The sequence below is a fragment of the Phaeacidiphilus oryzae TH49 genome, from assembly GCF_000744815.1.
Lineage (GTDB): Bacteria > Actinomycetota > Actinomycetes > Streptomycetales > Streptomycetaceae > Phaeacidiphilus > Phaeacidiphilus oryzae.
On the sequence record NZ_JQMQ01000005.1, the window covers coordinates 1,156,675 to 1,180,559 of the forward strand.

General features: G+C 71.5%; 17 protein-coding genes and 3 rRNA genes. 2 read left to right on the forward strand and 18 right to left on the reverse strand.

The window, feature by feature from the left end:
• Positions 1-148: 148 nt before the first annotated feature.
• Positions 149-1,789 carry an ABC transporter permease gene (locus BS73_RS38160; RefSeq protein WP_037571071.1) on the reverse strand — a complete coding sequence of 547 codons (1,641 nt, stop codon included), beginning with the start codon at positions 1,787-1,789 and terminating at the stop codon, positions 149-151.
• The gene (locus BS73_RS09520; RefSeq protein WP_084703932.1) at positions 1,786-2,943 is read right to left on the reverse strand and encodes an ABC transporter ATP-binding protein; all 1,158 of its coding nucleotides are present in this window, start codon (positions 2,941-2,943) and stop codon (positions 1,786-1,788) included. The genes BS73_RS38160 and BS73_RS09520 overlap by 4 nt, the downstream gene beginning before the upstream one ends.
• A gap of 89 nt (positions 2,944-3,032) precedes the next feature.
• On the opposite strand from BS73_RS09520, the gene BS73_RS09525 reads away from it, so the two are divergent.
• Complete coding sequence (locus BS73_RS09525; protein ID WP_063836949.1) at positions 3,033-3,671, forward strand: GbsR/MarR family transcriptional regulator; 639 nt, start codon at positions 3,033-3,035, stop codon at positions 3,669-3,671.
• On the opposite strand, the gene BS73_RS09530 is transcribed toward BS73_RS09525, so the two are convergent.
• The 7 genes from BS73_RS09530 to BS73_RS09560 form a co-directional block, all read right to left on the reverse strand.
• On the reverse strand, positions 3,649-4,314 hold the full coding sequence (locus tag BS73_RS09530) for a response regulator transcription factor (RefSeq protein ID WP_037578887.1): 666 nt from the start codon (positions 4,312-4,314) through the stop codon (positions 3,649-3,651). The two genes, BS73_RS09525 and BS73_RS09530, sit on opposite strands and share 23 nt — an antisense overlap.
• A gap of 30 nt (positions 4,315-4,344) precedes the next feature.
• The gene (locus BS73_RS09535) at positions 4,345-5,484 is read right to left on the reverse strand and encodes a sensor histidine kinase (RefSeq protein ID WP_084703933.1); all 1,140 of its coding nucleotides are present in this window, start codon (positions 5,482-5,484) and stop codon (positions 4,345-4,347) included.
• Positions 5,485-5,638: 154 nt separating this feature from the next.
• On the reverse strand, positions 5,639-6,814 hold the full coding sequence (locus BS73_RS09540; protein WP_037578892.1) for a geranylgeranyl reductase family protein: 1,176 nt from the start codon (positions 6,812-6,814) through the stop codon (positions 5,639-5,641).
• 130 nt (positions 6,815-6,944) lie between these two features.
• Complete coding sequence (locus BS73_RS34550) at positions 6,945-7,796, reverse strand: DUF4184 family protein (protein ID WP_051939750.1); 852 nt, start codon at positions 7,794-7,796, stop codon at positions 6,945-6,947.
• A gap of 28 nt (positions 7,797-7,824) precedes the next feature.
• Positions 7,825-8,643 (reverse strand): DUF4184 family protein, encoded by an 819-nt coding sequence (locus BS73_RS09550; RefSeq protein WP_037571073.1) that lies wholly within the window; start codon positions 8,641-8,643, stop codon positions 7,825-7,827.
• A 107-nt stretch (positions 8,644-8,750) separates the two neighbouring features.
• The gene (locus BS73_RS09555) at positions 8,751-9,770 is read right to left on the reverse strand and encodes an NUDIX hydrolase (RefSeq protein WP_037571075.1); all 1,020 of its coding nucleotides are present in this window, start codon (positions 9,768-9,770) and stop codon (positions 8,751-8,753) included.
• A gap of 112 nt (positions 9,771-9,882) precedes the next feature.
• Positions 9,883-10,851 (reverse strand): ROK family protein, encoded by a 969-nt coding sequence (locus tag BS73_RS09560; protein ID WP_037571076.1) that lies wholly within the window; start codon positions 10,849-10,851, stop codon positions 9,883-9,885.
• Positions 10,852-11,054: 203 nt separating this feature from the next.
• Between BS73_RS09560 and BS73_RS09565 the strand changes: the two genes are divergently transcribed.
• Positions 11,055-12,029 (forward strand): LacI family DNA-binding transcriptional regulator, encoded by a 975-nt coding sequence (locus BS73_RS09565; protein ID WP_037571077.1) that lies wholly within the window; start codon positions 11,055-11,057, stop codon positions 12,027-12,029.
• 128 nt (positions 12,030-12,157) lie between these two features.
• Here the strand turns inward: BS73_RS09565 and BS73_RS09570 are convergent, their stop codons facing one another.
• The 9 genes from BS73_RS09570 to BS73_RS09610 all read right to left on the reverse strand — a co-directional run bounded on the left by BS73_RS09570 (position 12,158) and on the right by BS73_RS09610 (position 23,728).
• A complete protein-coding gene (locus tag BS73_RS09570) occupies positions 12,158-13,576 on the reverse strand; it encodes an acyl-CoA synthetase (RefSeq protein ID WP_037571079.1) in 1,419 nt (472 codons plus the stop codon).
• Positions 13,577-13,795: 219 nt separating this feature from the next.
• Positions 13,796-14,764 (reverse strand): electron transfer flavoprotein subunit alpha/FixB family protein, encoded by a 969-nt coding sequence (locus BS73_RS09575; protein WP_037571081.1) that lies wholly within the window; start codon positions 14,762-14,764, stop codon positions 13,796-13,798.
• 36 nt (positions 14,765-14,800) lie between these two features.
• A complete protein-coding gene (locus BS73_RS09580) occupies positions 14,801-15,586 on the reverse strand; it encodes an electron transfer flavoprotein subunit beta/FixA family protein (RefSeq protein WP_084703936.1) in 786 nt (261 codons plus the stop codon).
• Positions 15,587-15,812: 226 nt separating this feature from the next.
• The gene (locus tag BS73_RS09585; RefSeq protein ID WP_037571086.1) at positions 15,813-16,142 is read right to left on the reverse strand and encodes a TlpA family protein disulfide reductase; all 330 of its coding nucleotides are present in this window, start codon (positions 16,140-16,142) and stop codon (positions 15,813-15,815) included.
• A gap of 79 nt (positions 16,143-16,221) precedes the next feature.
• Entirely contained in the window at positions 16,222-17,565 is a 1,344-nt protein-coding gene (locus BS73_RS09590; protein WP_037571087.1) for a CoA transferase, read from the reverse strand.
• Positions 17,566-17,638: 73 nt separating this feature from the next.
• A complete protein-coding gene (locus BS73_RS09595) occupies positions 17,639-18,502 on the reverse strand; it encodes a helix-turn-helix domain-containing protein (protein WP_063836952.1) in 864 nt (287 codons plus the stop codon).
• 114 nt (positions 18,503-18,616) lie between these two features.
• Positions 18,617-18,733 (reverse strand): 5S ribosomal RNA (rrf, locus tag BS73_RS09600).
• 67 nt (positions 18,734-18,800) lie between these two features.
• Positions 18,801-21,918, reverse strand: a 23S ribosomal RNA gene (locus BS73_RS09605).
• A 294-nt stretch (positions 21,919-22,212) separates the two neighbouring features.
• Positions 22,213-23,728 (reverse strand): 16S ribosomal RNA (locus tag BS73_RS09610).
• Together the 16S, 23S and 5S rRNA genes form the textbook arrangement of a ribosomal RNA operon.
• Positions 23,729-23,885 lie beyond the last annotated feature (157 nt).

Genomic DNA, 23,885 nt, shown 5'->3' on the forward strand with positions numbered 1-23,885 from the left:
ACGCGGACCACGCCTCACCGCACCTGCCGGCACCGGCAGGCGCCGCTCGGAGCCGCCGGGAGCCGGTCGGCCCAGCGCGGCCCAGGTCGGCCCAGGTCGGCGCAGGTCGGCGCAGGGCGGGCCAGGGCGGCCCAGGAGGCGGCTCGCATCAGCCCAGGTCGCGCCGCCGCAGCGTCACCAGTCCGGCGTCGGTCAGCACCGCCGCCAGCGCGGTCATCCAGACCAGCGGCGACAGGCTCAGCGCCGTCCCCGGCAGCCGGGAGACCTGCTGGAACGGCGAGAGGTCCAGCACCCAGTGGCTCAGCTGGACGGCCGGCCCCACCCAGCTGATCACGATGAACGCGGACAGCAGCGCCCAGCCGGCCGCCCGCGCCCGCGGCGCCGCCCCGTACAGGAAGACGGTCGCGCCCGCCGTGAACCAGACCGCGGGCAGCGTCGCCAGGCAGGCCCCGAGCATCCGCCAGGCCTCCCGCCCGGCGCCGTCGGTCACCGCGCCGGCCGCGGCCCCCGACACCACCCCGCCGGCCGCGAGCAGCAGCACCGGCCCGGCCAGCGCGAAGAGCAGGTGCCCGGACGCCCAGCGCAGCCGGGACACCGGCCCGGCGAGCAGCGGCTCGGCCCGCCCGCCGGCCTCCTCCCCGTGCAGCCGCTGCACCGCCTGCACCGCGTACGCGGCGGCGATCATGGCCAGCATGGAGGCCACCGTGGCCAGGTACGCGTTGACCAACTGGCGCTCCCCGCCCAGCCGTTCGAAGATCTGCTGCAACTGGCCGCTGCCCTGCGCGATCTGCTTCACCCCGCGGGTGACGCTGCCGAACACCGCACCGCCCGCGGCGAACCCGGACGTCCAGCCGAGCAGCGTCCCGCGCTGCAGCCGCACGGCCAGCGCCAGCGGCGAGGCCAGCCGCCCCGGCGCGGCCGAGGCGGGGCCGGGCCGGTCGGGCAGCAGCCCCGCGCCCAGGTCGCGCCGCGCGGCCGCGGCGTAGGCGAGCGCGGACAGCAGCACCGCGGCGACGACCGGTAGCGCCAGCACCCACCACCGGTCCTCCGCGTAGGCCCGGGTCTGCTCGGCCCAGCCGATCGGCGACAGCCAGTCCAGCCAGTTCCCGCCGGTGGATCCGGCGTCACCGGCGGCGCGCAGCACGAAGAACGCGCCGAGCACGGTGGAGGACAGGCCGTTGGCGGCCCGCGAGGTGCCGGTCGCCTGGGCGGCGAGGGCGGCCACCGCCGCCATCACGAGCCCGCAGCCCGCCAGCGACAGCCCGAGGACGACCGCCCCCGGTCCGCCCTGGCCGAGGACGCTGAGCGCGAGGACGATCAGCGCGGCCAGCGCCAGGTTGGCGGTGAGCGCGGCGGTGAGCGCGGCGGTGAGCGGCGCCCGCCGGCCGACCGGCGCCGACCCGATCAGCTCCTGCCGGCCGCTCTCCTCCTCGGCCCTGGTGTGCCGGACCACCAGCAGCAGGCTCATCAGCCCGGCCGCGAGGGAGCCGAAGCCCACCATCCGCCAGGCGGTCAACCCGCCGACCGTGGAGGCGTCGAAGACCGGCCCGTACAGCGCCCGCAGCGAGCCGTTCCTGGTCAGGGTGCCGGCCAGGGACTCGCGCTGGGCGGCGCTCGGATAGAGCTTGTGGAAGCTGTACGCGGTGGAGGCCACCGAGGCGGTCACCACATAGACCCAGACGGGCAGTTGGACCCGGTCGCGGCGGAGCGCGGTCCTGGTGAGCAGCCCGCTGCCGGCCAGCTCGCCGCGAAGCGGGCGGCCGGCGCCGGCGGAAGTCGCCGCGCTCATCGCAGGGTCTCCTGCCGCCGAGCACCCCTCGCGAGCCGCCGGGCGCCCCCGGCCTTCGCGCCCGCGCCGCCCTGCGCGCCGGAACCGCCCTGCGCGCCGGAACCGCTCTGCTCGCCGGCGCCGTCCTGGTCGCCCGACGACGCCTCGCGCCCGTCCGGGCCGCCCTCGCCGCTCAGGCCATCCGGGCCGTCCGGGCCGCCTGCGGCGTCGGCGCCGCCCTCGCCGTCCGGGCCGCCTGCGGCCTCGGCGCCGCCCTCGCCGCCCTGCTGGGGCAACCGGTAGTGCCGCAGGAACAGCTCCTCCAGCGTCGGCGGCCGGGTGGTCAGCGCCCGCACGCCGATCGCGGCCAGCTCGCCGAGCAGCCCGCTCAGCGCCTCGGACTCCACCTGGCAGCTCAGCGCGGAGCCGTCGACCACCAGGTCGTGGAGGCCCGGAAGGCGGGTCAGGTCCCCGGCCGGGCCGGCGAGTTCGGCCCGCACCGAGGTGCGGGTGAGGTGGCGCAGCTCGGAGAGCGTCCCGCTCTCCACGGTGCGCCCGGCCCGGACGATGCTGACCCGGTCGCAGAGCGCCTCCACCTCGGCCAGGATGTGGCTGGAGAGCAGCACGGTCCGCCCGCGCTCCCGCTCCTCCCGTACGCACTCCCGGAAGACCTCCTCCATCAGCGGGTCGAGCCCCGAGGTGGGCTCGTCCAGCACCAGCAGCTCGGCGTCCGAGGCGAGCGCGGCGACCAGCGCGACCTTCTGCCGGTTGCCCTTGGAGTAGGCCCGGCCGCGCTTGGCCGGGTCGAGCTCGAAGCGCTCCAGCAGCTCGGCCCGGCGGGCCGGGTCCAGACCGCCGCGGAGCCGGCCTAGGAGGTCGATCGCCTCGCCCCCGGTGAGGTTCCGCCAGAGCGTCACGTCGCCCGGTACGTAGGCGAGCCGGCGGTGCAGCTCGACGGCGTCCCGCCAGGGGTCGCGGCCGAGCACCTGGGCGCTCCCGGAGTCCGCGCGCAGCAGTCCGAGGAGCACCCGGATGGTGGTGGACTTCCCGGCGCCGTTGGGCCCGAGGAAGCCGTGCACCTCGCCCTGGCGGACCTCGAGGTCCAGTCCGTCCAGCGCACGGGTGGCCCGGCCGAAGGTCTTCACCAGGCCGGAGACGGTGATAGCGGTCGTCATGCCTGTGAAGCTACACTTGTTTCAGAAATTCGTGAAGTTAATGAAGCGTATGGATCTCGGGTTAGTCTCCGCTCGTGGCAGGAGAACGAATGACCGACCCCGCACCGACGGCCTCAGCCGCCTCCGGCGCCTCTGACGGCGAGCAGCGGCTCCGCGCGTACCTGGAGAGCTTCGCCCTGGTGATGGCCGAGTCCGGCCTGCCGCGGATGCCCGCCCGGATCTTCGCCGCGCTGCTGCTCAGCGAGGACGGCAGACTCACCGCCGGCGAGCTCGCCGACCTCCTCCAGGTCAGCCCGGCGGCGGTCTCCGGCGGCGTGCGCTACCTGACCACCATCGGGCTGGCCGCCCGCGAGCGGGACCCCGGATCCCGCCGCGACCACTACCGGATCGAGCGCGAGGACGTCTGGTACGAGTCGGCCTACCGCCGGGAGAGCGGCCTCCGCCGCTGGATGCAGAGCCTGGACGAGGGGATCGACCTGGTGGGCCCGGACTCCAGGGCGGGCCGCCGGCTGACCGAGTCCCGCGCGTTCTTCGACTTCCTCCTGGCGGAGTTGCCGACCCTGATGGACCGCTGGCGCGACCACCGGGACCGCCTCTTCGGCGAGGCCGACGGCGACGGCGGCCCCGACCGCGCCGGCAGCGACGGCGGCCCCGACCGCCCCGACGCCGACGGCCGGCCGGGTCAGGTCGGCCGGCCCGGCCGCCTCAACCCAGCCAACCGGGCCTGACCAGCCCCGACTCATAGGCCAGCACGACCAGTTGGGCCCGGTCCCTGGCCCCCAGCTTCACCATCGTCCGGGACACATGGGTCTTCGCCGTCAGCGGGCTGACCACCAGCCGCCGGGCGATCTCGTCATTGGTCAGCCCCATCCCGACCAGGGCCAGCACCTCCCGCTCCCGGTCGGTCAGCCGGGCCAGCTCGGGCGAGCGCTCGGGCTCCTTCGAGCGCGCGGCGAACTCGGAGATCAGCCGCCGGGTCACCCCGGGCGACAGCAGCCCGTCCCCCGCCCGCACCGCGTGGACCGCCCGGACCAGCTCGGCCGGCTCGGTGTCCTTCACCAGGAAGCCCGCTGCCCCGGCGCGCAGCGCCTCGAAGACGTACTCGTCCAGCTCGAAGGTGGTCAGCACGACCACCCGGACCTCGGACAGCTCCGGGTCCTCGGAGATCCGCCGGGTCGCCTCCAGGCCGTCCAGCTCGGGCATCCGGATGTCCATCAGCACCACGTCCGGACGCAGCCGGCGCACCTGTGCCAGCGCCTCCACCCCGTCGTCGGCCTCGCCCACCACCTCCACATCCGCCTGGGCGTCCAGCAGCGCCCGGAAACCCGCCCGGACCAGCACCTGGTCGTCCGCCAGCACCACCCGCGTCACCGCGTCCGCCATCCCCGCCACCTCACCCTCTCACCGGCCACTGACACTCGGCGCCGGAAGCGTCGCACCCACCCGGAAACCACCCGTTCCGGTCGGCCCGGCCTCGATCGCGCCGCCGAGCGCGGCGGCCCGCTCGCGCATCCCGGCCAGCCCGTTGCCCGATCCCCCGGCCTGCTCGCCGCCGCCCGAGGAGGACGGGCCCTCGTCCTCGACGGTGAGTTCGAGAGCGTCCGGCGCATAGGCCACCACGAGGTCGGCCCGGCGCGCCGCCGAATGCCGGATGACGTTGGTCAGCGCCTCCTGGACGATCCGGAAGGCCGCCAGCTCCACCCCCTGGGGCAGCGGCCGCTCCGTCCCCTCCCGGCGCAGCCGGACGTCCAGGCCGGCCATCCGCGCCTGCCGCAGGAGCTCGTCCAGCCGCCCGAGGCCCGGAGCGGGCGTGCGGGGAGCGGCGGCTGACGCACCGTCGGCGCCGCGCAGGGTGCCGAGCACCTGGCGCACCTCGCCCAGCGCCTCCTTGCTGGTCTGCTTGATGGTGACCAGCGCGGTGCGGGCCTGCTCCGGATGGGCGTCGATCAGCTCAAGCGCCACCCCGGCCTGCACGTTGATCAGCGAGATCGAGTGCGCCAGCACATCGTGGAGCTCGCGGGCGATCTCCAGGCGCTGCTCGTCCGCGCGCACCCGCCGGTGCTGGGCGATCTGCTCCCGCCGCACCCTGATCACCTCGGCGGCGACCCCGATCACCCCGATCCAGGCGGCCAGCCCCAGCTCCTGCTGCCAGACCACCCGCGCCGGGCCGGCCAGCGCGGCCGCCAGGTGCGCGGCGTAGAGCGCGCCCCCGCAGCCCCAGGCGGCACGCCGATGCCCGGCCAGCACCGCATGCACGAACCCGACCGCCACCGACAGGAAGACCGGCCCGTACGGAAACCCCAGCAGCAGGTACACCACGCAGACCGCGGAGGTGCCGACCAGCGCCGCCACCGGATGCCGCGCCCGCCCGAGGAGCAGCAGCGGCCCGGCGACCAGCAGCAGGATCCCCACCGCGTTGAGCGGATGCCGACCGGGCTGCGCGTGCTCGGCGAACCGCGACCCCGCGAGCTGCACCACCAGCAGCACCAGGGTGGACGGCAACGGCAACCGCGCGCGCTCGCCCCGAACAGCAACAACCATGCCAGCAAGGTACGACGCCGGCCCCGCCCGCAGCGTCACCTCCGCGCGGTGATCGCCGGTACTCCCCGGGGAGTAGCCCCGAGCGCAGCGCCCCGCCGAGGGCCGGGCGCGCGGTTCCGCGCGCCCCCGAGTCGCCGCGCGACGCGCCCGTCGCCTACTTCCCCAGGAACTCCACCATGTGGCGCGCCACCCCGTAATCCCGCGTCAGCGCGGCGAAGGAGGTCTGGCCCTGGGTGACCCGCGCGAACGCCTTCCACGCCGGCCGGAAGCGGGTGATCGCCAGATGGAAGAGCCACGGCCGCCGCTCGAAGGCGGTCAGCAGCATCCGCCCGGTCCGCATCTCCACCCCGAGACCGGCCTTCACCGCGAACGCGTAGTTCAGCGCCTGCCGCCGGACGTCCACCGCGTCCGTCGCCTCGGCGACCCGCACCGCCCACTCCCCGGCAAGCGTCCCCGAGCGCAGCGCGTACGAGATGCCCTCCCGCGTCCACGGCTCCAGCAGGCCCGCCGCGTCCCCGGCGACCAGCACCCGCCCCCGCGACAGCGGGGAGTCCTCCGAGCGGCACCGGGTCAGATGTCCGGACTCGATCGTCGGCCGGAAGCCGGCCAGGCCCAGCCGGGCGATGTAGTCCCGCAGGTACGTCCGCGTCTCGGCGCCCTTCCCGCGCGCCGCGATGACGCCGACGGTGAGGCTGTCCCCCTTCGGGAAGACCCATCCATACGAGCCCGGGATCGGCCCCCAGTCCAGGTGGATCCGCCCCCGCCAGGCCTCGGCGACCTCCGGCGGAACCGGGATCTCCGCCTCCAGGCCGAGGTCCACCTGGTCGAAGGCGACCCCGACATGCCCGCCGATCCGGCTCGCGCTGCCGTCCGCGCCGACCACCGCCCGGGCCAGCACCCGCCGGCCGTCCTGCAGCAGCAGCGCGACCATCCGCCGGTCCGGCACCTGATCGCCGTGCTGGGCCACGGAGCTGACGGTGACTCCGGTCACCAGCACCGCGCCCTCCTTGACCGCCGCCTCCACCAGCCGCTGGTCGAACTCGTCGCGGCTGACCAGGCCGAAGAGCATGGTGCGCGAGCGCCGGGTGTACTCCTGACGCCCGTTCAGGGCGAAGGTCACCGCGGACACCCGGTCCTTGAAGGGGACCGAGAACCCCTCGGGCAGAGCGTCCCGCGAGGGGCCGATGATCCCGCCGCCGCAGGTCTTGTAGCGGGGCGGCTCGGCCTTGTCGAGCAGCAGGACCCGGCGCCCGGTCCTGGCCGCCGCGTACGCCGCGGACGCACCGGCCGGTCCGGCCCCGACCACCACCACGTCCCAGACCTCGGACAGCGGGTCGTCGCCCGGGAGTTCGGCGGGCTCGACCGCGGGCCCGGACTCGGCCGAGGCCGCGGCCTCCGGTCCGCCCTCGGGGCCGGCCGCGGGGCCGGCCTCCGAGTCGGCCTCCGGGTCGGACGGGGTCTCAGGCGGCAGGTCGCTCTGGTTCTCGCTCACGGTCGGGCATCCTAACCCGCTCGTCCCCGGCCTGATGGAGCGCCGTCATCCGGGCCGCGGCCGCGTAGCCGATGGACCAGCAGACGACGGCCGCCCCGGCGTAGAAGGAGAGCACCGAGACGGGGTCCAGCGGGGTGTACCCGACCCCGCCCACCGTGCGGTAGCGATGCCACCCCGCGGCGAGTCCCATGCCCACCGCCACGACCAGCAGCACCACCGCCAGCACGCGCGGCCCCTGCCGCACCGGCCGGGCCGGCGCCGCCGACCGCGCCGCCGCCGCATCGATCCCCCGCAGCCCGCGCAGCAGCAGCCAGGCCATCAGCAGCAGGGCCAGCGCCGACGTCCCGTACTGCAGCCACCAGGCGATCCGTACGCCGTCCAGCGGCCGGTCGAGCACCGGCAGCAGCCGGGAGCCGAGCCGGTCCGGGTGGGTGAAGTCGTCCCACAGCACATGGGTGCCCGCGCCGACCATCGCGCTCCCCGCGAACCTGGCCGCCTCCACCGCCCCGGGGCGCAGCGGCCGCCGGGGGCGGGTGAGGAGGGCCAGACGCCCACCGGGCTCCGGCGGGAAGAGCGCCAGCAGCGGCATCCTGACGAACCGCCAGAGCGCGGCCAGCCCGGCGGCCATGGCCAGGTCGAGGGTGAGGACGCCGGCAAGGCGGTGGCTGAAGTCCCCCAGGACGTAGCTCCAGGGCACCAGCGCTCCGGTGAAGAACGGGACGTCCGGCGCCATCGATCCGGCGATCAGCCCGGTCGCGGACAGCCGGCGGTTCCCGAGCACCGGCAGTACGGCAGCCGGATGGGACAGTGTGAACGGCACCTCTGCCCCCTTCCGTGGACCAGCGCGCTCAGCTCCGACCGGCGGCGGCCCTCGCCCGTCGCACGACCGCCGCGTACCCGGCCGCCCCGACGGTGGTGCCCGCGCCAGCACCGAAGCATACGGACGCCACCAGCGACCCGAGCGGCATTCGGCGCCGTCCGCGTGCCGCGCCCGTCGCATCCGCCCGCCGGGCCCCACGCGTCTCGCGCGCCACCCGGTGGACGGCGCCGGCGGCGGTCGCCGCGCCGATCCCGGCCAGCGCCGCGCGGCGCTCCCGGCGGGACGGCTCGCGCCGCCGCGCGGCCGGCACCGCCTGCGCCAACTCCCGCCTGCTGTAAGCCGCGAGGAGGCCCAGGCCGACCAGCGAGGTGCCGTACTGCAGGATGTCGTGCACCGCCACCCCGGCCACCCGGCGCTCCAGCGCGGGCAGCAGGCGGACGCCGGCCCGGCCGTGGTGGGTGAAGGAGTCCCAGCCGAGGTGGGTGGCCGCGCCGGCGGCTGCGGAGGCCGCGAACCAGACCGCGTCGGCGGGCCGGAGGGAGGGCTTGCCGAGGCCGGTCAGCGCCTCGGCGCGGTCCGCCTGCTCCGGCGGCAGCAGGGAGACCAGCGGCTCCCGGACCAGCCCGTGCCAGACCCCGACGAGTCCGGCCGCGATCGCCACGTCCACCGTCGGCACGGCCCACGGCCGGTGGGCGAGCCCGCCGAAGCGGTAGCTGCCGGGCAGCAGGCTCTCCAGGAAGAACGGCACGTCCGGCGCCATCGACCCGGCGACCAGCGCCGCTCCCACCAGCGGCCCCCGCTTGACCAGGGGCAGCACCGCCGCGGCGTGACTCACAGTGAACGGCATGCGCACCATCCTCGCATCCGCCCCGAGCCGCGCATCGGAGGCGCCCGCACCACCGGCCCGGCGGCGGCAGCTCCGTCCCCCCGAACCGCAACGGCCGGCCCGTCCCCTCAACCCACCGGCAGCCCGCCCTCCGCGTACCCCGCGGCCCCCGCCGCCCGAGCGGCCAGCGCCCCGCGCAGCCGCCGCATCTTGCCCGGCGCGAGCAGCTCGGCCGCCTCCTCCACCGCCACGAACCGCCAGCCCCGCAACTCCCCTTCGGGCAACCGCAGCCGCTGCCGCAGCCCCGGGTCCAGCACTCCCCCGTCGAAGACCAGCCGCAGTCCGCCGGTACGCGGCCCGCCATGCGGCTCCCAGTCCACGAAGAGCAGCCGCAGCCGGGCAGCCGCCAGCTCGACCCCCAGCTCCTCCCTCGCCTCCCGCACCGCCGCCGCCACCGGCGGCTCGCCGGACTCGACGACCCCGCCCGGGAACTCCCACCCGGCCTTGTAGACGGGGTCGACCAGCAGCACCCGCCCCGCCTCGTCGAACAGCAGCACCGCCGCCGCCACGGTGTCCTCCCGGGGGACGGGGTCCTGCACGATCCCGCACCGTGCGGTCCCCGCCGCGACGATCTCCGCCACCCGCTCGGCTGTCTGACGCGGCGTCAACTCGTCGGTCTCCACCAGCCGCGCGTCCGCCCGCAGCCAGGAGCCCAGCGCCGCCTGGTAGCCGTCCAGGTGGTCGAGCCGCCACTCCCGGGCGCCGCGATCGGCCTCGTCGCCCTCGATCCGCTTCCGCAGGATCGTTTCGTCCGCGTGCAGCAGCACATGGTGGACGACGATCCGGCGGGCGGCCAGCGCGCCGAAGATCTCGTCCCGGTAGTCCTGGCGGAGCACGGTCATCGGCACCAGCAGCGGCCCGTCCAGCTCGGCCAGCAGGGCCGCCGCCGTCTCCGGCACCAGCCGGCGCCAGGAGACCAGCTCCTGGAAGTCCCCGACGCCCGCCATCACCTCCGGCGGGAGCAGCGCCCGCAGCCCCGCGCCGACCCATTCCGGGTCGAAGACCGAGCTGCCCGGCAGCAGCTCCCGGAGCTCCCGCACCGCGCTGGTCTTCCCCACCCCGAACGCGCCGTTGACCCAGACGATCACACCGCTCCCCTTCGCAGCCGGCAGCCTCGACCGGCGGGGGTGACAGGCGACCGGCCGGCCGGAAAGCAGGCCGGGCCATGGCCCGCACAGCGGCGCCCCCGCCGGATGAGTTCTACCCCCAGCCGTCGGCTCCCACCGCGTGGGCAGCCGCGGCGGCCGCGCCGACGATCCCGGCGTCGGTGCCCAACTCGGCCGGGCGCACCTCGATCCCGTGGACGAACGGCAGGACGGCGTAGTCGGCGAGCCGGCGGCGCAGCGGCTCGAAGAGGACCTCCCCGGCCCGCGCCACCCCGCCGCCGATCACCACCCGGTCGATCTCCACCAGCGTCGCCGTCGCGGCGATGCCGGCCGCCAGGGCCTGCCCGGCCCGCTCGAAGGAGGCGCGGGCGATCGGGTCCCCGCCCTTCGCGGCCTCGGCCACCGCGGCCGCCGTGGCGTCCCGGCCCGGCGGGACCCAGCCCTCGGCGAGCGCCCGCCGGGCGATCGCCGGCCCGCTGGCCAGCACCTCCACGCAGCCGCGCGATCCGCAGGGGCACTCGGCCCCGTCCAGGTCGACGCTGATGTGGCCGATGTGCCCGGCGTTGCCGGTGGGGCCCGAGTAGAGTGCGCCGCCGAGCACGAGCCCGCCGCCCACTCCCGTGGAGACCACCATGCAGAGGGAGTTGGCGGATCCCCGCGCGGCCCCCTGCCAGTGCTCGGCGGCGGCGATCGCCGGCCCGTCCCCCACCAGGACGATCGGCGGCACGGCGGCGCCGCCCTGCTCGCCCAGGTGCTTGTCCACCCCGGGCACCAGCGGGAAGTCCCGCCAGCCGGGGATGTTGACCGGACTCACGGTGCCGCGCGAGGCGTCCACCGGGCCCGCGCTGCCGATGCCGAGTGCGGCGACGCGCGACCACTCGGGCTCGGCGCGCAGGGCGTCCACCACCTCCAGCACGGCGGCCAGCACCGTGGCGCCGTCCTCCCTGGCCGGTGTGGGGCGCTGGGTCCTGGCCGTCAACGTGCCGTCGGGCGCCACGAGGGCTCCCGCGATCTTGGTGCCGCCGATGTCGACGGCCGCGACCAGGGGGGTCGTCCGGTGCATTCCGCTGCTCCCGCTCTCTGCCTTGTGCGTCCGACAATGGTGCGCTTGACTGACAACGTTGTCCAGCCCGTATGCTCCGGGCCTGGTCTCTAATCAGGGAATCTTCGCCGTCCGCGGAATGGGAGTCGCCAGTGCCGGGTACGTCCGCGCGTACGTCCGCGTCCACAGAACCGGGCTCCGCGCGCTACGGGAGCCGACCCACCATGAAGGACGTCGCAGCTCGGGCGGGGGTCGGCCTGAAGACGGTCTCGCGGGTGGTGAACGGCGAGCCAGGAGTGACCGCCGAGACCACCGAGCGGGTCCAGGCCGCCATCACCGAGCTGGGCTTCCGCCGCAACGACAGCGCCCGCATCCTCCGCAAGGGCCGCACCGCGTCGATCGGCCTGATCCTGGAGGACATCGGCGACCCGTTCTACTCGGCCTTCAGCCGGGCCGTGGAGGACGTCGCCCGGGACAACGCCTCGCTGCTCTTCATCGGCTCCAGCGCCGAGGCCGCCGACCGCGAGCAGGAGCTCGCCCTGGCGTTCTGCGCCCGGCGGGTGGACGGCCTGATCGTCATCCCGGCTGGCACCGACCACCGCTACCTGCTGCCGGAGACCCAGGCCGGGGTGGCCGTGGTCTTCGCCGACCGCCCCGGGCAGCGGATCGACGCCGACAACGTGCTCAGCGCGAACGCGGACGGCTCCCGGCAGGGCGTCGAGCACCTGCTGCGCCACGGCCACCGGCGGATCGGGTACATCGGCGACCTCCCGCACATCCACACCGCCGCCGAGCGCCTGCGCGGCTACCGGGAGGCGATGGCCGACGCGGGCATCGAGGTCGCCCCCGGATGGGTCGCGATGGGCCCGACCGACCCCGAGCGGGTGGCCGCGGACCTCCGGGCGATGACCGGGGAGGACGGCGTCACGGCGGTCTTCTGCGGCAACAACCGGGTCTCGGTCTCGGTCCTGCGCGCCGTCGACTCCCTGCCGTCCCGGCCGGCGCTGATCGGCTTCGACGACTTCGAGCTCGCCGACCTCGCGGGCCTCAGCGTGGTGGCCCAGGACCCGGCCGGAATGGGCCGCACCGCCGCCCGCCTCCTCTTCCACCGCCTCGCCGGCTCCGCGGGCGACTTCACCACCACTCACCTCCCCGTCCACCTCATCCCCCGAGGCTCAGCCGAACGGCCGCCCCGCTAGACCCGCCGAGCCGCGCGCGACCGCTCCCCGCCGCGTCCGCCCCCGACGGCGGCCCCACAGGGCCGCCTCGGGGGCGCGGGGAACCGCACGACCCCGCCGGCCGCGGCGCCGCGATCAGCGCCCACCTCTCACGCCGTCAGGCGCTTCTTCAGGACCTTGCCCATCGCGTTCCGCGGAAAGTCCTCCACCAGCACGATCCTTCGCGGCCGCTTGTGCACCGACAGCCGCGCGGCGACGAAGTCGATCAGCTCCCGCTCGGTCGGCGCCGCGCCCGAGGCGGGGATCACGAAGGCCACGATCGCCTGGCCGAGATCCTCGTCCGGCGCCCCGATCACCGCCGCGTCCGCCACCGCCGCGTGGTCCCGCAGCGCGGCCTCCACCTCGCCCGCGCCGATCCGGAAGCCGCCGCTCTTGATCAGGTCGACCGAGGCCCGCCCGACGATCCGGTGGAACCCGTCCGGCCCGATCACCGCCACATCCCCGGTGCGGAACCAGCCGTCGTCCGTCCACGACTCGGCGTCCGCCTCCGGCCGGCCGAGGTAGCCCTCGCACACCGTCGGCCCGTTGATCTGCAGTTCGCCCACGGTCTCGCCGTCGTGGGGAACCGGCTGCCCGTCCTCTCCGACCAGGCGCGAGCGCACCCCGCTGATCGGCATCCCGACGCTGCCCGGGCGGCGCTCCCCGTCCACCCGGGTGGTGATCGTGATCAGCGTCTCGGTCATGCCGTACCGCTCGATCGGGCGCTGCCCGGTCAGCTCGGCGAGCTTGTCGAAGACGGTGACCGGCAGCGGCGCGCTGCCGGAGACGATCAGCCGCGCGCTGCGCAGCGCCCGCGCCGACTCGGGGTCGTTGACCAGCCGGCCCCAGACCGTGGGCACCCCGAAGAAGAGGGTGCCGCCGCTCCGCGCCGCCTCGGCGTACAGCTCGGGCCTGGGCTTTCCGGTGTGCACCAGCCTGCTTCCGTGCCGCAGCGCCCCCAGCACGCCCAGGATCAGGCCGTGCACATGGAACAGCGGCAGCCCGTGGACGAGGACGTCCTCATGCGTCCAGGCCCAGGCTTCGGCGAGCCCGTCCAGCCCCGCCGCCACGGCGCGGTGGGTGATCATCACGCCCTTGGGCGCCCCGGTGGTGCCGGAGGTGTAGAGGAGGAAGGCCAGCCGCCCCGGCTCCGGGTCCTGGTACGCGGTCCCGGAGGCCGCCGCCAGGTCCACCGGCAGCACCTTCGCCCCGTACGCCTCGGCCTCCTCGTCCCCCGGCGAGACCGCGAGCAGCGGCGCGCCGGAGTCCCGGAGGATGTGCTCGCGCTCGGTCGGCCCGGCGTCCGGCGGCACCGGGACCACCGGCACGCCCGCGAGCAGTCCCGCCACCACGGCGACCACGGTCTGCGCGGTCGGCCGGGCCAGCACGGCCAGCGCCCTGGCGCCGCCGATCTGGTCGGCGAGTGCGGTCGCCGCGCCCAGCAGCCGCGCACGCGAGAGCGGGGTCCCATCGATCACCAGGGCGTCCGGGGCGTCGCCCCAGCGTCCGTCGAGCGCGGTGAGCAGCATGACTCCATCTCCTTCAGTGCGGCCGGCCGAATGGGTCCGAGTGGTCCAGTGGTTTAGCCAATCTGAGGACAGACTCTATCGGCCACCCCACCCGCCCGATCAACCCCCGAATCGGCAAAGAACCGCAGCTCGGGGAGACGCCGACGGGGCCGCGATCCCGGAGGACCGCGGCCCCGCGCCGCTCGAACCGCCCGTCGAGGGGCGTCCGCTGAGCCGGCGTCAGCCCTTGCGGGTCTTGACCTCTTCGGTGAGTTGGGGCAGGACGTCGAAGAGGTCCCCGACGACGCCGTAGTCGACGAGCTCGAAGATGGGGGCTTCGGCGTCCTTGTTGACGGCGACGATCGTCTTGGAGGTCTGCATGCCGGCCCGGTGCTGGATGGCGCCGGAGATGCCGTTGGCGACGTACAGCTGGGGGGAGACGGTCTTGCCGGTCTGCCCGACCTGGTTGGAGTGGGGGTACCAGCCGGCGTCCACGGCCGCGCGGGAGGCGCCGACGGCGGCGCCGAGGGCGTCGGCGAGCTCCTCGACGACCTTGAACCCGTCGGCGGCACCGACTCCGCGGCCGCCGGAGACCACGATGGCGGCCTCGGTCAGCTCCGGGCGGCCGGTGGAGACGCGCGGGGTGCGCTCGGTGACCTTGGTGCCGGTCGCCTGCTCGGAGAAGGTGACGGTGACGTTCTCCACCGCACCGGCGGCGGGGGCGGCCTCGGGGGAGGTGGCGTTCGGCTTGACCGTGATGACGGGGGTGCCGTGGGAGATGGTCGACTTCACGGTGAAGGAGGCCGCGAAGGCGGACTGGGTGGCCACCGGGCCGCTCTCGCCGGCCTCGACGTCGACGGCGTCCGTGATGATGCCGGAGCCCAGGCGCAGCGCGAGGCGGGCGGCGACCTCCTTGCCCTCACCGGAGGAGGTGAGGAGGATCGCGGCCGGCTGGGCGCTCTGCGCGATCTGCTGCAGGGCGTCGACCTTGGGCACGACCAGGTAGTCGGCGAACTCCGCCGCGTCCGCCGCGTACACCTTCGCCGCCCCGAACTCGCCCAGCTTCGCGGCCAGGTCGGCGGTCGCGTCGCCGCCGCCCAGCAGGACGGCGGAGGGCTCGCCCAGACGGCGGGCGAGGGTGAGCAGCTCCAGCGTGGGCTTGCGGACCGCGCCCTCGGCGTGGTCGACCAGGACCAGAATCTCACTCATGGTCAGAACTCCTATTGGTTTCGATCCGGGCCCGGCTCAGATGAACTTGTTGGTGGCCAGGAACGCGGCCAGCTGCTTGCCGCCCTCGCCCTCGTCGGTGACGATCTCGCCCTGGGTGCGGGCGGGGCGCGCCGCGACGGCCTCCACCTTGCTCCAGGCGCCCTCCAGGCCGACCTCGTCCGCCTCGATACCCAGGTCGTCCAGGTCCAGGGAGGTGACCGGCTTCTTCTTGGCCGCCATGATCCCCTTGAACGAGGGGTAGCGGGCCTCACCCGACTGGTCGGTCACGCTCACGACGGCCGGCAGCGCGGCCTCGATCAGCTCGGTGGCGGAGTCGCCGTCCCGGCGCCCGGTGACCTTCCCGTCGGCGACCGAGACCTCCGACAGCAGGGTGGCCTGGGGCAGGCCCAGGCGCTCGGCCAGCAGCGCGGGGACGATGCCCATCGTGCCGTCGGTGGAGGCCATGCCGGAGACGATCAGATCGAAACCGGTCTTCTCCAGGGCCTTCGCCAGGATCGCGGAGGTGCCGATCGCGTCCGTGCCGTGGATGTCGTCGTCGTTCACGTGCACGGCCTTGTCCGCGCCCATCGACAACGCCTTGCGCAGCGCGTCCTTCGCGTCGTCCGGACCCACCGTCAGCACGGTCACCTCCGCGTCCCCGGAGGCCTCCGCGATCCGCAGGGCCTGCTCGACCGCGTACTCGTCGAGCTCCGACAAAAGCCCGTCCACGGACTCCCGATCGGTCGTCGCGTCCTCCGCGAACCGACGATCCCCGGTCGCGTCGGGCACGTACTTCACAGTGACAACGATCCTCAAGCTCACGGCCTGTCTCCTGTACTGGATTCACGTCCGGCGGCTGTCGGCCTGCGAGGAGACCCGCACTCCGTCGACACCCGCGTCGGGCTGAGCGTATTCCCCCGCCCGTTCGGCTCTGACGGAAGTGTACTCGCGAGTAGCTTACGGGCTTACATCGCTGACTTGCCCCTCGACGGGCCGAGAAAACCGTGACCTTCAACGCATTGACGCAGCACCGCCCCGAGCTGAACGCTCAGAGCGCCTCGGCAACCGCCGCCAGCACCTCGTCCCGCCGCGGCACCCCGGTGGCCCTGCGGACCACCGCACCCCCCGCATCCAGCACGAACGTGGTCGGCGTCCGTTCGACGCCGAGCCGCCGCACCAGCTCCAGCCGCGACTCGGCGTCCACCTCGACATGCGCCACGCCGGGCACCGTCCGCGCCACCTCGGCGAGGACTCCGCGTGTCGCCCGGCACGGCTGGCAGAACGCGCTCGAGAACTGCACCAGCGTCGCCCGCTCGCCCAGCTCCACGCCCAGCTCCCTGTCCAGCTCCACGCCCAGCGCCTCCGGCAGCTGACCCATCACTCTCGACCTCCGGCACCCACCCTAGATCCCCCGGCGGCGCCGGAGCCCGTGGGCCGCCCGCCCCGCCGGGCGCGGCTCAGCGCCAGGACGGCCGGTCGCTCCCCCATGGATGCACCGGCTCCGCCCAGGTCAGCGGTCCGCCGGGGAGGCGGAACGGCGGGAGGGCGTAGCGCAGCCGCCCGGCCGCGGTGTCGGCCTCGGCGAGATAGGGCGCCGGGTCCAGCGGCCCCGCCGGTGCGGCGGAACGCTCGGCGCCCAGCAACCAGTTCGCGGTCCCGGCCAGCGTGACCGAGGCGTGCTGACTCCCGCCTTCCGCCCGGCGCCGGACGAGCCCCCGGAGCACCGCCGCCGCCAGCAGATACCCGCTGGCATGGTCCAGCGCCTGCACCGGCAGGGCGCCCGGGCGGCCCTCCTCACCGGCGCCGGTGAGCAGCGCGATCCCGGTGGCCGCCTGCACCAGGCTGTCGAACCCGCGCCGGCCCGCCCACGGCCCCGTACGCCCCCAGGCGGCCAACGTGCCGACCACCACGCCGGGATGACGGGCCGCCAGTTCCTCCGGCGAGAGGCCGAACCGGTCCAGCGCCCCCGGGCGGTAGCCGATGAGGACGACGTCCGCCCCGATCAGCAGCTCCTCGAAGACCTCCCGGTCCGAGCGGGCGGCGAGGTCGAGCAGCGTGCTCCGCTTCCCCCAGCCCGTGTCCAGATGCTGCTCGGGAATCTCGGCCAGCTGCGGCGAGTCCACCCGCAGCACGTCGGCCCCCAGGAAGGACAGCGTCCGGCCGGCCACCGGCCCGGCGATCGTCCGGGTGAGGTCCAGCACCCGGAACGAGCGCCCCGCCTCGACCGGGCGCTCGGGAGCCGCCCCGGGGACCGCCTCCAGGCTCACCAGCGGCTCCGCGGCGACGGCCCTGCCCTGCGGATGCGCCGCCCACTCCGCCTCGGTGCGGACGGCGAAGGCCAGCCCGCCGCCGTCGCAGACCATCTCCTCCACCTCGGCCGCCGGGCGGCCCGCGATGGCGGATCCCAGCCCCTCGGCATCCGTGCCGAGCGCCTTCAGCAGCCGCTGCTGGTGGTGAGGATAGTTCGCATGGGTCCGCACCCAGCCGTCCGCCGCCGGCCAGAACTTCGACAACGGGGCGAAGCCGACCACCCGCTCGCCCTCCAGCCGCAGATGTCGCTCGCTCCCGAAGGCGGTCGCCACAGCCGCCGGATCGAGCACCAACTCCGGCACCCCGAACGGGAACAGGTACTCCGCCCCGGCCAGCGCGGCGGCCGCGGCGGCGACCCCCGCGACGAATCCCAGGGGCAGCGGCGGGGAATCCAGCGGCACCGGACCGCCCACGGTCACCCGCTCGACCAACGCTGCATCACCACCGAGCCGCCGCCAGACCCCGGCCAACTCTGCGCGATCATCGTTCATGGCCCCAGCCTGCCACCCGCCACTGACAGCGCGTCAAGACTCGGACACCGTGGCCTGCCTCCCACCCGGCCGCTCAGCTCTCCCCGGCCTCCCCACCGCCCTCCCCGCCCGCTCCGGGCGACCACTGTTGCGCCCGGAACACCGTCGGCGGCACCCCGACCCGCCGGCTGAACAGCCGCGAGAAGTACGCCGCGTCGCGGTAGCCGACGGCCGAGGCGATCTCGGAGACGCTGTGCTCCGTTCCGGCCAGCAGCTCCTTGGCCCGTGCCAGCCGCAACCGGACGAGGTAGTCCGTCGGCGCCGACCCGGTCACCCGCCGCACCTGCTGCACGAAGGTGTCCCGCGACACCTGCAGTTCCTCCGCCAACTCGCCTATCCCCACCTGCCGGTAGGCGTTCCGCGCCAGCGCCGCCACCGCGCTCTGCCCACCCCGCGCCTCCTCGTCCACCGCCCCCACCGCGCATATCACCCGATGCAGCTGGGCGGCCGCCCCCAGATCTCGCAGCAACCCGTCGCCGCCCCCGCCGACGATCTCCACCAGCTCCGCCATCAGCCCCAGGACCGTCGACGGCTCCGGGAGCGGTATGGCGTTGGGCCCCCCGTCCAGCAGCCCCAGGCCCTCGTAGTGGGCCACCGCCGGCCCGTGGAAGACCACCCAGTGCTCGGTCCACGAGCCCTTGCCCGGCCCGTAGCTGTGCACCATCTCCGCAGGAAGCCACAGGAACGCGCCCGGCGCACGCACCCGCCGCGATCCGGCCCCGCCCAGCATCAGGTGCCCGGGCCCGCCGTTCACGTCGGTCACCAGCACCCCGGCGTACTCGGACCGCCGTGCGGTCCGCTCCTCCACCTGCTCGGTCACCCAGCCTGCCCCGGTCACCGCCAGACCCACCGCAGTGACCTCCGCCGTCGGCACGGCGAAACACGCTCTCGACGCCATACCGGAAGCATCGTCCCGAAGCGGGCGCCCGTGAAGCCCAGCGGCAGACGACAAAAAAGAGGGGCTTCCTCTGACGAATCTTCATTCGTCAGAGGAAGCCCCTCTTGAATATTTGTTCGGCGGCGTCCTACTCTCCCACACCCTCCCGAGTGCAGTACCATCGGCGCTGGCCAGCTTAGCTTCCGGGTTCGGAATGTAACCGGGCGTACCCTGACCGCCATGACCACCGAAACACTATGAAGAAATCTGCCTGTGGCAGGCTGTTTCTTCAGAACAACACAGTGGACGCGGAGCAACTATGGACAAGCCCTCGGCCTATTAGTACCGGTCACCTCCACCCCTCACAGGGCTTCCAGACCCGGCCTATCAACCCAGTCGTCTACTGGGAGCCTTACCCCAACACGTGGGTGGGAGTCCTCATCTCGAAGCAGGCTTCCCGCTTAGATGCCTTCAGCGGTTATCCCTCCCGAACGTAGCCAACCAGCCATGCCCTTGGCAGAACAACTGGCACACCAGAGGTTCGTCCGTCCCGGTCCTCTCGTACTAGGGACAGCCCTTCTCAAGACTCCAACGCGCACAGCGGATAGGGACCGAACTGTCTCACGACGTTCTAAACCCAGCTCGCGTACCGCTTTAATGGGCGAACAGCCCAACCCTTGGGACCTACTCCAGCCCCAGGATGCGACGAGCCGACATCGAGGTGCCAAACCATCCCGTCGATATGGACTCTTGGGGAAGATCAGCCTGTTATCCCCGGGGTACCTTTTATCCGTTGAGCGACGGCGCTTCCACAAGCCACCGCCGGATCACTAGTCCCTACTTTCGTACCTGCTCGACCCGTCAGTCTCACAGTCAAGCTCCCTTGTGCACTTACACTCACCACCTGATTGCCAACCAGGCTGAGGGAACCTTTGGGCGCCTCCGTTACCCTTTAGGAGGCAACCGCCCCAGTTAAACTACCCACCAGACACTGTCCCTGATCCGGATCACGGACCCAGGTTAGACATCCAGCACGACCAGACTGGTATTTCAAGATTGACTCCACCACCACTGGCGTGGCGACTTCACCGTCTCCCAGCTATCCTACACAAGCCGAACCGAACACCAATATCAAGCTATAGTAAAGGTCCCGGGGTCTTTCCGTCCTGCTGCGCGAAACGAGCATCTTTACTCGTAGTGCAATTTCACCGGGCCTGTGGTCGAGACAGTCAGGAAGTCGTTACGCCATTCGTGCAGGTCGGAACTTACCCGACAAGGAATTTCGCTACCTTAGGATGGTTATAGTTACCACCGCCGTTTACTGGCGCTTAAGTTCTCAGCCTCGCCCAGACGAATCCAGGCTAACCGGTCCCCTTAACGTTCCAGCACCGGGCAGGCGTCAGTCCGTATACCTCGCCTTACGGCTTCGCACGGACCTGTGTTTTTAGTAAACAGTCGCTTCCCGCTGGTCTCTGCGGCCACCACCAGCTCAGGGAGCACGTCCCCTCACCAGCAATGGCCCCCCTTCTCCCGAAGTTACGGGGGCATTTTGCCGAGTTCCTTAACCACAGTTCACCCGAACGCCTCGGTATTCTCTACCAGACCACCTGAGTCGGTTTAGGGTACGGGCCGCAACAGCACTCGCTAGAGGCTTTTCTCGACAGCATAGGATCATCCACTTCACCACAACGGCTCGGCATCAGGTCTCAGACTATTGCCAGGCGGATTTGCCTACCTGACGTCCTACACCCTTACCCCGGGACAACCACCGCCCGGGCTGGACTACCTTCCTGCGTCACCCCATCGCTCACCTACTACAGACTTGGTCCGCCGGCTCCACCACTCCCTTTGGTCCGAAGACCTCCGGGCGGCTTCACGGGCTTAGCATCACCTGGTTCAGCGCTGGCGCACTGCCACGGGTACCGGAATATCAACCGGTTGTCCATCGACTACGCCTGTCGGCCTCGCCTTAGGTCCCGACTTACCCTGGGCAGATCAGCTTGACCCAGGAACCCTTGGTCAATCGGCGCAGGAGTTTCCCACTCCTGAATCGCTACTCATGCCTGCATTCTCACTCGTGAACCGTCCACCCCTCGCTTCCGCGGAGGCTTCACCCGGCACACGACGCTCCCCTACCCATCCAGACAGGCGTTGGCCCTAATGTCTGAACGACACGACTTCGGCGGTGCGCTTGAGCCCCGCTACATTGTCGGCGCGGAATCACTTGACCAGTGAGCTATTACGCACTCTTTCAAGGGTGGCTGCTTCTAAGCCAACCTCCTGGTTGTCTCTGCGACTCCACATCCTTTCCCACTTAGCACACGCTTAGGGGCCTTAGTCGATGCTCTGGGCTGTTTCCCTCTCGACCATGGAGCTTATCCCCCACAGTCTCACTGCCGCGCTTCACTTACCGGCATTCGGAGTTTGGCTAAGGTCAGTAACCCGGTCAGGCCCATCGCCTATCCAGTGCTCTACCTCCGGCAAGAAACACACGACGCTGCACCTAAATGCATTTCGGGGAGAACCAGCTATCACGGAGTTTGATTGGCCTTTCACCCCTAACCACAGGTCATCCCCCAGGTTTTCAACCCTGGTGGGTTCGGGCCTCCACACGGTCTTACCCGCGCTTCACCCTGCCCATGGCTAGATCACTCCGCTTCGGGTCTTGAGCGTGCTACTGAAAACGCCCTCTTCGGACTCGCTTTCGCTACGGCTACCCCACCCGGGTTAACCTCGCAACACACCGCAAACTCGCAGGCTCATTCTTCAAAAGGCACGCAGTCACGACGCCGGACCGAAGTCCGACGCGACGCTCCCACGGCTTGTAGGCACACGGTTTCAGGTACTATTTCACTCCGCTCCCGCGGTACTTTTCACCATTCCCTCACGGTACTATCCGCTATCGGTCACCAGGGAATATTTAGGCTTAGCGGGTGGTCCCGCCAGATTCACACCAGATTCCTCGAGCCCGGTGCTACTTGGGAAACAAGCAAGCAAGTCGCTGACGTTTCAGCTACGGGGGTCTTACCCTCTACGCCGGGCCTTTCACATGCCCTTCGCCTACACCAACGATTTCTGACTCACCGACCGGCCGGCAGACCGATCAAGCTCGCTCCCACAACCCCGCCTGCGCAACCCCTGCCGGGTCTCACACACAAACGGTTTAGCCTCATCCGGTTTCGCTCGCCACTACTCCCGGAATCACGGTTGTTTTCTCTTCCTGCGGGTACTGAGATGTTTCACTTCCCCGCGTTCCCTCCACACTGCCTATGCGTTCAGCAGCGGGTGACGACCCATGACGATCGCCGGGTTTCCCCATTCGGACACCCCCGGATCAAAGCTCGGTTGACAGCTCCCCGGGGCCTATCGCGGCCTCCCACGTCCTTCATCGGTTCCTGGTGCCAAGGCATCCACCGTGCGCCCTTAAATACTTGGCCACAGATGCTCGCGTCCACTGTGCAGTTCTCAAGCAACAACCAACCACCCACCTAGCCCAAGCATGGGGTCGGCACTGAGAACGAACGACCAACGGCCGTGCCCTCAGGACCCAACAGCGCGCCCAACACCCCAGACCAGAGACCCTTCACGTTCCACGCCCCGAAGAGCAGTACTAGCGAGGTCCCCATCCCTGAGGCACTGAATAGTCAACGTTCCACCCATGAGCTGACCACCGCCGGACATTCGCCGGCGTCGTGGCTCTGGACCGCCGTAGCGGCCAAGATGCTCCTTAGAAAGGAGGTGATCCAGCCGCACCTTCCGGTACGGCTACCTTGTTACGACTTCGTCCCAATCGCTGGTCCCACCTTCGACGGCTCCCCCCACAAGGGTTGGGCCACCGGCTTCGGGTGTTACCGACTTTCGTGACGTGACGGGCGGTGTGTACAAGGCCCGGGAACGTATTCACCGCAGCATGCTGATCTGCGATTACTAGCGACTCCGACTTCATGGGGTCGAGTTGCAGACCCCAATCCGAACTGAGGCCGGTTTTTTGAGATTCGCTCCACCTTGCGGTATCGCAGCTCATTGTGCCGGCCATTGTAGCACGTGTGCAGCCCAAGACATAAGGGGCATGATGATTTGACGTCGTCCCCACCTTCCTCCGAGTTGACCCCGGCAGTCTCCCGTGAGTCCCCGGCATAACCCGCTGGCAACACAGGACAAGGGTTGCGCTCGTTGCGGGACTTAACCCAACATCTCACGACACGAGCTGACGACAACCATGCACCACCTGTACACCGACCACAAGGGGGCGCCCATCTCTGGACGTTTCCGGTGTATGTCAAGCCTTGGTAAGGTTCTTCGCGTTGCGTCGAATTAAGCCACATGCTCCGCCGCTTGTGCGGGCCCCCGTCAATTCCTTTGAGTTTTAGCCTTGCGGCCGTACTCCCCAGGCGGGGAACTTAATGCGTTAGCTGCGGCACCGACGACGTGGAATGTCGCCAACACCTAGTTCCCAACGTTTACGGCGTGGACTACCAGGGTATCTAATCCTGTTCGCTCCCCACGCTTTCGCTCCTCAGCGTCAGTAATGGCCCAGAGATCCGCCTTCGCCACCGGTGTTCCTCCTGATATCTGCGCATTTCACCGCTACACCAGGAATTCCGATCTCCCCTACCACACTCCAGCCTGCCCGTATCGAATGCAGACCCGGGGTTAAGCCCCGGGCTTTCACATCCGACGCGACAGGCCGCCTACGAGCTCTTTACGCCCAATAATTCCGGACAACGCTCGCACCCTACGTATTACCGCGGCTGCTGGCACGTAGTTAGCCGGTGCTTCTTCTGCAGGTACCGTCACTTGCGCTTCTTCCCTGCTGAAAGAGGTTTACAACCCGAAGGCCGTCATCCCCCACGCGGCGTCGCTGCATCAGGCTTGCGCCCATTGTGCAATATTCCCCACTGCTGCCTCCCGTAGGAGTCTGGGCCGTGTCTCAGTCCCAGTGTGGCCGGTCGCCCTCTCAGGCCGGCTACCCGTCGTCGCCTTGGTAGGCCATCACCCCACCAACAAGCTGATAGGCCGCGGGCTCATCCTGGATCGCCGGAGCTTTCCACCCCCCACCATGCGGAGGAGGGTCATATCCGGTATTAGCACCGGTTTCCCGGTGTTATCCCAGAATCCAGGGCAGATTGCCCACGTGTTACTCACCCGTTCGCCACTGATCCACCCCGAAGGGCTTCACCGTTCGACTTGCATGTGTTAAGCACGCCGCCAGCGTTCGTCCTGAGCCAGGATCAAACTCTCCGTGAATGCTTTAAAAAAGAGCATCACGCAGAGGATGTGAATCCTCGCTGTGATTCTTCAAAGGAACCTCGCCCTGCCGAGACCGGCAGAGACGGGGTGTTTTATAGTCTGGCGTTGACTTTTGGCACGCTGTTGAGTTCTCAAGGAACGGACGCTTCCTTCG